This window comes from Actinokineospora fastidiosa, assembly GCF_014648415.1.
Classification (GTDB): domain Bacteria; phylum Actinomycetota; class Actinomycetes; order Mycobacteriales; family Pseudonocardiaceae; genus Actinokineospora; species Actinokineospora fastidiosa.
Window position 1 is genome coordinate 1,296,832 of sequence record NZ_BMRB01000001.1, and the last position, 12,881, is coordinate 1,309,712.

A 12,881-nucleotide genomic window follows, 5' to 3' on the forward strand; every position below is an offset into this window, starting at 1 on the left:
CTAAGCATGCGATATTAGCGCTCGTGGTCACGAAGACTGGAAAGTGTAAGGAGCTAAGACGTGTTGCCTGCTGGTGGTGCCGACTCGGCTGCTTTTGTGGCTCAGGCCGAAGAGTTGGCACGGCGGTTTCTAACGCCCTTGGAGCGCCGGTGGAAGCACGTGCAAGCTGTCGCAATGCGGGCGGATGAGTTGCGACGATCGGTAGCTTCACTGGGGCGAGCCGCGGAGCACGTGTTGGTTGCTGCGGCTTGGCTTCACGATATCGGCTATGCCCCTGAAGTTGGCATGACAGGATTTCATCCGCTAGACGGAGCACGTTATTTGGAGCGGCTTGGCTACCCCAGACAAATTGTATGCCTGGTTGCGCATCATTCGGGAGCACGTTACGAGGCGGAGGAACGCGGGCTCTCTGCGGAGCTGGCTGCCTTCGAGTTGGAGGACAGCCCGATCATGGATGCCCTTGTTACGGCAGACATGACCACTGGGCCGGACGGCACGCGGCTCGCCTACCGAGAGCGCATCGCCGAGATCCTGACCCGGTATCCGACGGACAGCCCAGTACACGCGGCTTGGCTGCGGGCAGACAGTGAGATCGGTCTGTGCGTTGAGCGCACGGAAGCGCGGATGCGGCAGAGCTAGCCCAGATAGGGAGATGTGCGGCTGTCGTCTAGGGCGTGATCGATCCGTAGACGCATTGAGGGGTGAATGTTGAGGCGGTCTAGCTCGCTTGGCTCTACCCATTTGACGGCCTTGGTTTCGGACCCGTCTTCTCTGGGGTTGCCGTCAATCCACTTCGCCTCGAAGCACAGTGAGAACTGTTGGCGCACTTCGCCGTCGTCGTACGCTATGACGTGCTGAGGGTTGGTGTAGGTACCGACCAGGCGCACGACCTCGACTGTGAGGCCAGTTTCCTCCTGCGTCTCGCGGACTGCTGTGTCGATGATCCGCTCCCCGGGGTCGTGGCCGCCTCCTGGTAGCGCCCACAAGTCGTTGTCCACCTTGTGAATCAGCAGGATTCTTCCGGATTCATCCCTGACCGCGACCGTGACGGAGGGGACGACGCTGTTCACTTCAGGCGCGTCGGGGTCGTTGAAGTAGTCGATTCGAGCCATCTAGCGCGCCTCCTCGGTTGCGACGGCCCACACGCGGTCGAATGACTCCATGTAGTGCCGCCACATCGTGCCGCCTTCGGTCCGCCGCAGGTGCAGGATCGGGTTCTGTCCGGCCATTGAGCCGAATGCGTGTCCGTTGATCAGGGCTTGGTCATCGAAGCGGTAGATCGAGTTGTAAAGGATCGTTCCGTGTGTCCGGACCTCGACGCCGGGTAAGTCGGCAACGTCTCTGAGGTAGCGGCGCATCATCTGGATACGGCCCTCTAGGCCGCCGGTGGTGCCTTCCTCGGCCGCTCGCTGGATGACTGCTGGTGAGGTCTCGTCGCCGACGACGAACCTGAACCTCACGCCAGCGCCGACCTTTGCTCGGATGACGGGCAGGATGTTGAACTGCTCCACTAGGAACTGGCCGGAGAACACCAGAACGTCCATCTGCGTTGTCACGCCGTGGATCAGGTCAGTCCACAGCGGGTACGGCACGGCGGATCTTGTGGGGTAGACCTGCACCAGCTCTTGGTTCGGGTCGGGTGTGGGCGGCCTTCCCGCGGTTGATGCGGGTTCCGGCACGAACTCGATGTTGTCGGCGTACGGCTCGAACAACTGCTCCGCTGTCCAGCTCGGGAACATCGTCTCAAGCACTCGGCAATGATCGCCGTACGGAAGCGTGACGACTTCCCCGGACAGCCACCGGTAAAACTGAGCTTTGCTCGGATAGGCGCGCTTTAACGATGCGTCCGTAGCTTCTGCCGCCTTCGCATACTCGCGACAGAACGCGCTGTACCCGTTGATTCGTCGCTGCCTGAGCAGGACGCCCAGCAACACGGTCTTGTCCCCCACGCCGCGCTCCCTCCGTGGCTTGTGAGACCGAACGTACCACGAAGACGAGACAAGATGAGACTCTGCGAGTCCAAGCGGTTCCAGGCGAGACCCAAACGCGGTCGAGAAGGGACGCTGACCAGGCCGAATGTGTAGGTAGCGGCTCGTGAGACGACGCGGCCGACACGACGGAAGGTCATCAGCGTGGCTATCAGCAAGGGGCACCGATTCCCCATCGCCTTTGAAGAGGCATTTCCCAGTGGCTTGGTCATGACGGGCGTGGTGATGCCGGACAACGAGTTCCAGAGCAGGGAGGACAAGGCGAAGAACCGCCCGGTCAGGCAGCGGATGGACGAAGCGACGGGTCTTCGGCAGTGGAAGGCCGTGATGACGGACCCGGGGGAGCCCAACGCCAAGCGGGCGTCCTTCGAGGTGACGTTCCTGGCGGAGGTCCAGCCGGTGCCGACCACGGCGGAAGCGCTGCCGGGCATGAGGCCGGTGGAGCTGGACGGGTTGACCGCTGAGCCCCGGATCGCCGGCAACGGGGAGTTCAAGTACCTGTCGTACGTCTACCGCGCGTCCGGCTTCCGGGCCGCCGGGACGGTGGGTGGTCAGCAGCGCAGGACCGCGACGTCGGAGACGGCGGGCAAGTCTGAGACCGGCAAGGCCGCGTGACCTTCGAGATGAGCGCAGCGGGTGAGGAGCTGACCGGGCAGGCTCGTGCGGAGTCGGGCCTGCCGGGTTCAGCCTCCCCCAAGCCGCTGGGAGAGGCGTGGGTGATGGTGTCGGACGAGTTGGATGAGCGCTGGCAGAACGCGTACAAGGCGTACGGGGCGGCCTCTGAGAACGTGGCCCGTCTCGGTCCGAGTGCTCCTGGTGCCGCTGCCCGGATGGTGTCGGCGTCCTGGGACGTCGCTGCGATCTGGCGGGAGATGGCCGCTGCGGGTGGGCTTCCCTGGTGGGCGTTGGCGGCGGTGCACGCTGCGGCTGAGGCGTTCGAGGCGCAGTCTCGTGAGTGGGCTGCGCGGTCGAGCGCTGAGCACGACAGACAGTCGGGTCGGGGAAGGCGCCCACGGACCCAACGGGATTCCCGATGAACGGTGTCCGAAACGCTGTTGAGGCGGTGCCTGCACCGGAGTTGGACGGGCAGGTGGCTCGAAGGCTGCTGTGCTTCGAGCTGTCGAAGTTGTTGACCACGCAGAAGGTCACGCACGCGCAAGCGGGTGCGTGGTTGGGCGTGTCCCGTGCGTCGTTCAGCCAGGCCATCGCGGGTAAGAACCTGCTGACCATGCCCGCTCTTGAGGTGCTTCTCGGTCACCTCGGCGCGGAGCAGGCTTCGGCTCGGCTGCTGCATCTGCACAAGCTCGCACGCAAGTCGTCGTCTCTGACCGGGGGTCGCGGTTCTGAGCTGGCGGTGGGCCTGGAGGCGTACGCCTCTCTCATCGAGCTGTACGACTTGACTCGGTTCGGTGACCTCATCGCGGACGACCGCTATCAAGCACTGACTCGGGCCAACGCTCCTGCGTTGGTGTGGCTGGCGGAGGAACACCTCACCCGGCGGTCTCGACCCGCTAACGTTCGTGCCCAGGTTCGAAGGGTGCTTGAGCTGCCGAACGTGACCATTCAGGTGGTCCCGTACGAGGTGGACCAAGGCTTGGCGTTGTCGGGCTGGTTCGAGGTCGTTCACGGCCTGCCGGTGCGGTCGTATGTGAAGCAGCGCGGCGCTCCTATCTCTACCACGAGAGCAGCACCGCTATAGCCGACTACCGGGCGGTGTTCGCGGCGTTGCGAACCGCTGCTTACCCGCCGGGGCGTTCACGGTCCTTTCTGGACTGGCAATGACGATCGTTCATGACCTCGGTCAGACAGGGAAGGAGGTTTCTTTTGACTGCTTACATGTCAAGCAAGACGTCGGTAAACAACACTCGCGCGAGCCTGGTCCCCTACATTGCGATGTGGAGCGGTGAACGAAAGCTGCCCGCAGTCGTAGTAACCGTGCCGCGAGGCGGTGTCGGTTATCTGGACGAATCTGTCAGTGATCGTGACAGCAACGGAGTCTTGTGGATGCGGTACGAGTCCCGACCCGGGGCAGGGAAACCGGTCTTCGGTGACGTTCACTCGTTGCGGCAACGTCGGGTCATGCGGCGTCTGCTGTGCCAGGTGTGCGCAGGCGAGCCAGACCGGAACTCGGACGGGATTCTATGGGTGATGACGGACTACCGGAACGATTGGCCCGGCTGGCCCGATGGCATGGCCACCCATGACGCTCCGGTCTGCCTTCCCTGTGCTCGCGCGGCGGCTCGGCGGTGTCCGGCGCTGCGGGGACGCCCGGTGTTCTTCCGCTCGAAGGCACACCCCATCGTCGTCGTGCGAGGGGCGCGCTACACACCCTCGCCACAAGGGCCGGTCCCGCTCGGAGACATCACGGTGGGGTTCGACGATCCTGCGATCCGCTGGACCATCGCACATCAGTTGATCAGGAAGTTGACTGACTGCATGATCATCGGCTCAAGCCCCGAACAGCTCTGATCGTCTCACGGAACTCGACATCCGAATAGAGCTGGATCGACAGGAACACGTGGGCGTTCAAGGCGCTCTCGTGATTCCTGCTTACCCGTAAGTCTCTTTACCGGTATCAGAAGTAGGTGGGAGCGGCCGTCATGGTTGGTCGCCGGTTTGGCCGCTCCCCCTGTCCTACAACGGAAGTTGATAAGACATGGCAAGCGTAAGGCATACGGGTGCCTCCCGCGCAAGGGGAGCCCCCCGGACAGGAAACCGCTGTGCCGAGTGCAAGCGGTTCGCTCGACTCCTTCCCGGCGAAACTAAGTGCGCACGGTGCACAGGTGCCCTGGGGCTGGAATTCGGCGTCATCACCACCAACGACGTCACGGTGCGGGGTGGTTGGTGATGGCGCGGGAGAACCGGTGGGTCGACCCTGCACCCCTGGAGGTGGCACGTCCGCGGCTTCCGTGGTGGACCTTGCTGCCGTGGAAAGCGAAGCTCCTGCTCGCCCCGCTGGCTGCCGTGTGGGTGGTGCTGTGGCTGGTGGGCAGGGGTGTTCGATTGGTGTGGTTCTACCCGCTGACCTCGGTGCTATTCGTGGTCGGTGGGGTGGCGTACTGGGTGGCGCGGATCTGGGTACTTGGCGGCCTGGCGCTCGTCGTGGTGGGCGGGCTGGTGTGGTGGCACCGGGACCCGCTCGGGTTCCAACGGCGGGTGCGGTGGCTGCGGACAGAGGCGCGCCGGGCATGCCTGTACGCGGCGAACTGGCGGACGGTCACGCGGTTGGCCGGGCTGACCGGGGAGGCGAAGGGGCGTGAGTACCTGCCCACGCTCAGGCGGACGCGGTCGGAGTGGTGGCGGGACCGGGTGCGGGTTCGCATGATCCCTGGTCAGGCCCCGGAGCAGTGGGAGCTGCGCGCGTCCGGATTGGCGCACTCGTTCCGGGCTCGCTCGTGCCGGGTTCGCCAGGTCAAGCCGGGGATGATCGAACTGGACTTCGGGCACGCCGATCCGTTGGCGGCATCCCTGCCGGTTCCTGAGCTGGCGGCGGCTGACTCGACGGTGGACCTGCGTCGGGTGGTCATCGGTCAGACCGAGACCGGCAAGCCGTGGGCGCTGCGGCTGCTCGGCGGCCAGTACCTCGGCGTGGGGGTGCAGGGTGCGGGCAAGGCGTCGGTGCTCTGGTCGCTGCTCTGGGCGCTCGCCCCGGCGATCAGGTCCGGCGCGGTGCAGGTGCTCGGCATCGACCCCAAGGGCGGGATGGAGCTGGGCCAGGCCCCGGAGCTGTTCCACGGCGGGCCGGTCTACGGCAATGGCGCGGCGGCGGTGGAACTGCTGGAGTCGGTCGCTGAGGAGGTGCGGGCTCGGGCGGTTCGGTTCCGGGGCATCCGGCGGGGTTGGTCGGCCGATAGTGGAGAACCGTTCTTGCTCCTGGTGCTCGATGAGCTGGCGGACGTGATCGCCTACCAAACCGATCGCAAGCTCAAGGAGCGTGCACAGCTCGCGTTGCAGACGATCACCTCGCAAGGGCGGGCTCCGGGCGTGGCTGTGCTGGCCCTGGTGCAGGACCCGCGCAAGGAGATCGTGCCCTTCCGCAACCTGTTCACCACCCGCATCGCCCTGCGCCTGGACGAGGCGGCACAGGTGGACATGGTTCTTGGTGATGGCGTGCGGGCTCGTGGAGCCAACGCGCATGAGATCCCGGAAGCCACGCCCGGCGTCGCGTGGATCAAGGAAGACGGCAAGCGTGACCCGGTGCGGGCGCGGGCCTTCCACATCACCGACACCAACATCATCGAGCTGCGGCACTACGTCACTGGAGGCTCGGCGGTCGTTCTGCCGTTCTCCCTGCGTCCGGACGGGGGTGCTGCGGCGTGAGCATTGCACCGACACCGGTCACCAAGATTCGCGCCCCGCTCGCCGCTGACGTCATCACCGCCACCGCAGAGCAGTACGGCGTGTGCATCCGGCCCTTCACGATGGAAGTCGGCGACACCTCGACCGGGGCACTGCGCTACGTCGGCATCCCGTGCGGGTCGACGGTCGAGAGCGTCTGCGGGCCTTGTGCGCGGAAGGCTCGGGCACTGCGGATGACTCAGTGCCGCGAGGGCTGGCACATGGCCGTTGAGCCCGTCGACGTGCGTCGTGACCCCTCGGATGAGCAGAAGGCGCTGTTGGAGCGGCGGGCTGATCTCGTCTCGGCTTACCAGCGGGCCGACGCAGCGGGGGATGTTGCCGCCGATGATCTGCGGGAGGACATCCGGGCGGTTGACGAGGAACTGCACGCCACGGGGGTCACCGGTCGGCTACCCCACCCGGACGGGCCTGGGGCGAAGACGGCTCCGAAGCGCTCGACCAGGCGAAGGCAGGACACCCCGAATCTGCCTCGGCGGCGGGTAGAGAAGCGCACGGTTGGCCGCGAGTACGCCGGGGGCTACCGGCCCTCGATGTTCGTCACCCTCACTTGCGACACCTACGGCCCAGTGCGTGAGGATGGCACGCCCCGCGACTTCGCCACCTATGACTATCGGCGGGCGGCTCGGGATGCGGTGCACTTCGCCTCGCTGGTCGATCGGTGGTGGCAGAACCTCCGGCGGGTCGTGAGCTGGGATGTGCAGTACTTCGCCACCGTGGAGCCTCAGAAGCGGGCTGCTCCGCATCTGCACACCGCGATCCGGGGCTCGGTGCCCCATGAAGTCATCCGGCAGGTCACTGCGGCCACCTACCTCCAAGTCTGGTGGCCTGCTCATGATCAGCTCACTTACGGCGACGGATGCCTTCCGGTCTGGGACGGAGAGCGGTTCGTGGACCCTGACGACCGGCGCCCGCTGACCCCGTGGGGTGAGGCTCTGGAGGCAGTGGAGGAACCGGCCCATGTCGCAAGGTTCGGGGCTCAGGTGCACTCCAAGGGCATCCTCGGCGGCACTGAAGAGGCCGGACGCCATATCGGTTACCTGACCAAGTACCTCACCAAGTCGACCGGTGAGGTCGTCACCGCCGCGACCGGCCGGCAGCGCGAACACCACGAGCGCCTGCACGCCGAACTCGCGGTGACTCCCTGCTCGCCTCGGTGCGCGGTCTGGCTGCTCTACGGAGTCCAGCCGCTTGGGGTGACCTCGCGGACGACCCCAGGGCACTGCAAGGGCCGCGCCCACCGACGCTCGACACTCGGGTTGCCCGGTAAGCGGGTGCTGGTCTCGCGGAGGTGGTCCGGGAAGACGGTGGCTGAGCACAAGGCCGACCGGCGGGCGTTCGTGCTCTCGATGCTCGAAGGGGTCGGCATCAAGCCGACAGAGCGTGACCCGGCCCAGCTCGTCTGGCGCAAGCTCGCGCCAGGGGACACCAACGCACCGCCCAGGGCGCATCTGCTCATGCACGCGATCTCGGAGCGGATCAGGTGGAGAGCTGAGTACGACTCCGCACTTCTTGCGGCCGGGGTAGCTCGGCCAGATGTTTCAGCAACTCAACCGCTAGCAGCCTGACCAGGGGGAACGTGATGAGGGAATCACTGAGCAAGCTGCTCACGATCGAAGAGCTGTCCGAGTACCTGAAGGTGCCAGTGCCGACGCTGTACCGGTGGCGGACTCAGGGCTACGGGCCGGTGGGGCGGCGGATGGGTCGGCATCTGCGGTACCGGGAGGACGACGTTCGCGCTTGGGTTGATGGGCTCGAACAGGCGGCGGCCTGATGGGGCGACCTTCGCTGCCGGTGGGCACGCATGGGGCTATCCGCTGCTATCGGCTCGGGCCGAAGCGGTACCGGGCGGTGACGGACTATCGGGACTATGACGGGAGGACTCGCCGGGTTGAGCGGACGGCGGCGTCTCGGACTGGGGCTGAGCAGCGCTTGAAGGAGGCTTTGCGGGATCGGGGCAGGACTTCCGGTGGTTCGGAGATCACGGCTGAGTCGAAGGTGGCCGTGGTGGCTGAGCAGTGGATGGCCAACATCCTTGAGGCGGTGGAGGACGGGCGGCGGTCTCCGGGGACGGCGGATGTGTACCGGGCTCGGTTGGACAAGCAAGTCCTTCCGGCCATCGGGGCTTTGCGGCTGCGGGAAGTCACCGTGTCACGGCTTGATCGGCTGGTGTCGGAGGTGCAGAAGCGGCATGGGAAGTCGACCGCCAAGACGACTCGGACCGTGTTGAGCGGGGTGCTCAAGCTGGCGGTGCGGCATGACGCGCTGTCGGTGAACCTTGTGGCCGGGGTGGGGCGCATCGAGGGCCAGGAGCAGGGCGTGGCCCAAGCGCTCACGCTGGAGCAGGCGGTGGAGCTGCGGGCCAAGATCGCGGCGCATCCGAAGGCGCGGATCTGGGACCTGCCGGACTTCACGGACATGATGTTGGCGACCGGGTTGCGCATCGGTGAGGCGTCGGCGGTGACGTGGGATGCGTTGGACCTGGTCAAGGGCACTGTTGAGGTTCGTGGGACGGTGATCCGGGAGAGGGGCAAGGGCTTGCGGATCAAGCCCAAGCCGAAGACCAAGAGCGGGTGGCGGACGCTGGAGCTGCCCTCCTGGGCCGTGGCGATGCTCAAGGCCCGGATGCCGGAGGACGCCAAGCCGGATGACCCGGTGTTCCCGGCTCCGCTGGGCGGGCTGCGCGATCCGTCGAACAGCAACCATGACCTGCGGGTCGTGTTCGATCACGCCGGGTACAAGTGGGTGACCAGCCACGTCTACCGCAAGACCGTCGCCACGCTGATGGATGAGTCCGGTCTGCCGGTGCGGGTGATCGCCGACCAGCTCGGGCACGCCAAGGTGTCCATGACCCAAGACGTCTACCTTGGGCGGAAGACTCGCAAAACGGGCGCGGCCAGCGTGCTGGAGGCCATCGAGAGTTCGGATCAATTCCGAGGGTAAACCGAGGGTGGCCTCGGTGAACACAAAGCCCCAGGTCGTTGACCTGGGGCTTTGTGGGCCGCCTGGGGCTCGAACCCAGAACCTACGGATTAAAAGTCCGCAGCTCTACCAATTGAGCTAACGGCCCGCGCCCTCATCCTAACGGGGTGCCGTGGCCAGCTCCGGGGCGGCTTGCAGGGTGGACTGGAGGGCGGTCGTCGTCTCGCGGTAGCGGGTGATGGCGGCCTCCTTGATGTGCTCGTAGCCGCGGATCTCCTCCGGGGCCGCTGCCAGGGCGAGGACCGTTGGCCGCGTCGACGGGGTCAGGTGGGTCAGGGCGTCGCGCATCATCGTCTTGTACTCGGTGATCAGGGCGCGCTCGGTCTTGCGGAGGGTGGCGTGGCCGAAGGGGTCGTACCACTTGCCTCGGACGGCCCGCATCGCGCGGAGGGTGCGGAAGGCGGGGCGGGCGGTGCGGCGGAGGGTGATCTTGCGGCGGAGGCCCATCGCGCGCAGCAGGGGTGGGTGGAGGGCGTAGGCGACCTGGGTGCCGGGGCCGAACACCGTCTCCGCCGAGGTGTCCGCCAGGTGCAGGCGGGCGACCTCGTACTCGTCCTTGTACGCCATCAGCTTGTGCAGGCTCCGCGCGACCGCGGTGGCGATGTCCGGGTCGACGGCGGCCACCTCGCGGACGAAGGCCAGGTAGTCCTCGGCGTACGCCAGGTCCTGGTAGCCGACCAGGTCCGGCACGCGGATCTCCAGCAGGCGGCGGAGCTCGCCGGTGAAGTCGTCCAGCGGCAGGGGCTGGGGGACGGCTGCAGGCTCCGGCTCCGCGCCCGCCAGCCACGACGGGTCGGCGACCGCGGCTCGGCCCGCGTGGAAGGCGGTGATGGACATCTCGACGCCCGTGCCGTTGAGGCGGATGGCCTCCTCGATCGCCGCCGCGGTGAGCGGGATCAGGCCCGACTGGTACGCCGCGCCGACGACCAGGAAGTTCGCCGCGACCGTGGTGCCGAACAGGCGCTCGGCCAGGTCGAGCGCGTCGAACGCCTGCAGGGACGCCGTGCGCGCGGAGATCGCCGACAGGAGTTCGTCGCGGCCGGGGTAGCGGGCGCCGGTGTCGACGACCATCCGGCCGGTCGGCACCTCCGAGGTCGACACGACCGCCGCGGTCCGGGTCGGCGAGCAGCGGCCCAGGTTGACCGGGGACGTCGCCGCCAGCGCGTCGAACACCAGGTACGCCGACGCGCCGGCTGCCGGGATCAGGCCCGGGTGGCCGGTCGGCTCCGCGGTGATCCGCAGGTGCGACACCACCGCGCCCGCCTTCTGCGACAGCCCGGTCTGGTCCAGCGCCCGCGCGTCGAGACCGCTGAGCAGGGCGGCGGTGGCCAGGACCTGGTTGACGGTCACCACGCCCGTCCCGCCGATGCCGACCATCACCAGCTCGGCCGACGACGGCAGCGCGGGCTCGGGGACCGAGGGCACCGCCGCCAGCGACCGCCGCACCGGCTTGCCCGGGGTCACCGTCATGAACGACGGGCAGTCGCCCAGCAGGCAGGAGTAGTCCTTGTTGCAGGAGGTCTGGTCGATCTGCGTCTTGCGCCCGAACTCGGTATCCACCGGCTCGACGCTCAGGCAGTTCGACTTGCGCCCGCAGTCGCCGCAGCCCTCGCACACGGCCTCGTTGATGTAGACCCTGGTCACCGGGTCGGGGGCCGTGCCGCGCTTGCGCTTGCGCCGCTTCTCCGCCGCGCACTCCTGGTCGTAGAGGATCACCGTCACGCCCGGCACCTCGCGCAGCTCGCGCTGGATCTCGTCCAGCCGGTCGCGGTGCGCGACGCGGACGCCGGGCGCCCACTTGACCCCGCGCGGGTACTTGCCGGGCTCGTCGGTGACCACGACCGTCCGCACGACGCCCTCGGCGTGCAGGAGGCGGGTGACGGCGGCCGGGTCGATGGAGCCGTCCGCGTGCTGGCCGCCCGTCATCGCGACGGCGGCGTTGTAGAGCAGCTTGAACGTGATGTTCGTGCCCGCCGCGACGGCCTGGCGCACGGCGAGGCTGCCGGAGTGGAAGAACGTGCCGTCGCCGAGGTTCTGGAAGAAGTGCCGGGTGCCGGTGAACGGCGCCGCGCCGACGAAGCTGACGCCCTCGCCGCCCATCTGCGTGAACCCGACGCTGCGGTCCATGAACGTGGTCATCGCGTGGCAGCCGATGCCCGCGCCCGCCAGCGACCCCTCGGGCAGCTCGGTCGAGCGGTTGTGCGGGCAGCCGGAGCAGAAGAACGGCGTGCGGTTGACCGGCGTCAGCGTGAGCGCGGGCGGCCGGGGCCGCTCGGGCAGCTCCGCGCCGACCCGCTCGGCCAGGAACCGGCCGAGGCCGGTGATCAGCCGGTCGGCCTCCAGCGCGCCGTGGACCGGGATCAGCGCGGAACCCCCCGGTCCCCGCTTCCCGTACACCGCTGGCCGGGACGCGCGGTCGAACAGCGCCTCCTTGACCAGCGTCTCGACGAACGCGCGCTTGTCCTCGACGACCACGATCTCGTCGAGGCCGTCGGCGAACTCGAACAGCGTCTCCCGGTCGATCGGGTGCACCATGCCCAGGCACAGCAGCCGCACGCCGCGCCGCTCCAGCTCGGGCCCGGTCAGGCCCATGCGGTCGAGGGCGTCGCGCAGGGAGGCGTAGTTGTGGCCCGCCGCGATCAGCCCGAGCCGCGCGCCGTCGCCCGCGCCGCTGATCCGGTTGAGTCCGTTGGCCCGCGCGAACACCTCCGCCGCCGCGAGCCTGCCCTCCAGCACCTCGTGCTCCAGCGCGATGGCCTCGGGGATGCCGACGCCGGGCTTGTGCGTGGGCCGCCACGGCCGCCCGTTCCACTCGAACTCGGGAACGACCACCGACGGTCGGGCGGACAGGTCGACGATCTCGTACGCGTCGCCGATGTTGGTCACCACGGTGAACCCGACCCAGCTCCCGCAGAACCGGGACAGCTCGAACCCGTAGCGGCCCAGCCGGATCACGTCGGCGACGTCGACCGGGGAGAGCACCGGAAGGTACGACTCCGCCAGCGCCATCGCCGAGTTCGACGGCAGCGACGAGGACTTGCACGCCGGGTCGTCACCGGCCACCACGAGGACGCCGCCGCGCGGGGTCGTGCCCATCCACGTGCCGTGCTTGAACGCGTCCACCGAGCGGTCCACGCCCGGCGCCTTGCCGTACCAGAGGCCGAACACGCCCTCGTACGACGGGTCCGGCAGCTGCGGGGCCAGCTGCGAGCCGTAGACCACGGTCGCGCCCAGCTCCTCGTTCACCCCGGGGATGAACTTGATGTCGTGCTCGGACAGCAGCGCGGCGTTGCGCTCCAGCACGAGGTCGAGCCCGGCCAGCGGGGAGCCGCGGTAGCCGGAGACCAGCCCGGCCGTCTTCCAGCCGCGGGCGGCGTCGGCCCTGCGCTGCTCGACCAGCAGCCGACCGAGCGCCTGCACGCCGGTCATCGCGCCCACGCCGTCGGCCCGGCCCAGCACCTCCGCAGGGTGGTAGCCCGCCAGGAGCTGCGTCATCGACCTCACACCTCTCCACAAACACCGCACGCTTCCGGACAGACAATGCGACCTGCTGAG

11 protein-coding genes and 1 tRNA gene are annotated in these 12,881 nt (G+C 67.8%); 8 read left to right on the forward strand and 4 right to left on the reverse strand.

The window, feature by feature from the left end; genetic code table 11:
* Positions 1-60: 60 nt before the first annotated feature.
* A complete protein-coding gene (locus IEY98_RS06185; RefSeq protein ID WP_189209266.1) occupies positions 61-639 on the forward strand; it encodes an HD domain-containing protein in 579 nt (192 codons plus the stop codon).
* Here IEY98_RS06185 and IEY98_RS06190 read toward each other — a convergent pair.
* Both IEY98_RS06190 and IEY98_RS32420 read right to left on the reverse strand, forming a co-directional pair.
* Positions 636-1,112, reverse strand: coding sequence for an NUDIX hydrolase (locus IEY98_RS06190; protein ID WP_189209267.1), 477 nt, complete (start codon positions 1,110-1,112; stop codon positions 636-638). The two genes, IEY98_RS06185 and IEY98_RS06190, sit on opposite strands and share 4 nt — an antisense overlap.
* Positions 1,113-1,949, reverse strand: coding sequence for an XRE family transcriptional regulator (locus IEY98_RS32420; RefSeq protein ID WP_229786629.1), 837 nt, complete (start codon positions 1,947-1,949; stop codon positions 1,113-1,115).
* Between the two features lie 183 nt (positions 1,950-2,132).
* Here IEY98_RS32420 and IEY98_RS06200 point away from each other — a divergent pair, with 183 nt between their 5' ends.
* From IEY98_RS06200 to IEY98_RS06230, 7 genes are all read left to right on the forward strand, one after another.
* Positions 2,133-2,603 carry a hypothetical protein gene (locus IEY98_RS06200; protein WP_189209268.1) on the forward strand — a complete coding sequence of 157 codons (471 nt, stop codon included), beginning with the start codon at positions 2,133-2,135 and terminating at the stop codon, positions 2,601-2,603.
* A gap of 418 nt (positions 2,604-3,021) precedes the next feature.
* Entirely contained in the window at positions 3,022-3,687 is a 666-nt protein-coding gene (locus IEY98_RS06205; RefSeq protein ID WP_189209269.1) for a Scr1 family TA system antitoxin-like transcriptional regulator, read from the forward strand.
* Between the two features lie 449 nt (positions 3,688-4,136).
* Complete coding sequence (locus tag IEY98_RS32425) at positions 4,137-4,457, forward strand: hypothetical protein (protein ID WP_229786630.1); 321 nt, start codon at positions 4,137-4,139, stop codon at positions 4,455-4,457.
* 378 nt (positions 4,458-4,835) lie between these two features.
* Positions 4,836-6,308, forward strand: coding sequence for an FtsK/SpoIIIE domain-containing protein (locus IEY98_RS06215; protein WP_189209271.1), 1,473 nt, complete (start codon positions 4,836-4,838; stop codon positions 6,306-6,308).
* A gap of 2 nt (positions 6,309-6,310) precedes the next feature.
* On the forward strand, positions 6,311-7,912 hold the full coding sequence (locus tag IEY98_RS06220; protein ID WP_373292352.1) for a replication initiator: 1,602 nt from the start codon (positions 6,311-6,313) through the stop codon (positions 7,910-7,912).
* A 14-nt stretch (positions 7,913-7,926) separates the two neighbouring features.
* Positions 7,927-8,118: a helix-turn-helix transcriptional regulator gene (locus IEY98_RS06225; protein WP_189209272.1), complete on the forward strand. Its 192-nt coding sequence runs from the start codon at positions 7,927-7,929 to the stop codon at positions 8,116-8,118.
* A gap of 233 nt (positions 8,119-8,351) precedes the next feature.
* A complete protein-coding gene (locus tag IEY98_RS06230; RefSeq protein WP_229786632.1) occupies positions 8,352-9,287 on the forward strand; it encodes a site-specific integrase in 936 nt (311 codons plus the stop codon).
* Positions 9,288-9,341: 54 nt separating this feature from the next.
* Here IEY98_RS06230 and IEY98_RS06235 read toward each other — a convergent pair.
* A tRNA-Lys gene (locus tag IEY98_RS06235) sits at positions 9,342-9,414 on the reverse strand.
* A gap of 11 nt (positions 9,415-9,425) precedes the next feature.
* A complete protein-coding gene (locus IEY98_RS06240) occupies positions 9,426-12,821 on the reverse strand; it encodes an indolepyruvate ferredoxin oxidoreductase family protein (protein WP_189209274.1) in 3,396 nt (1,131 codons plus the stop codon).
* Positions 12,822-12,881: the final 60 nt, after the last annotated feature.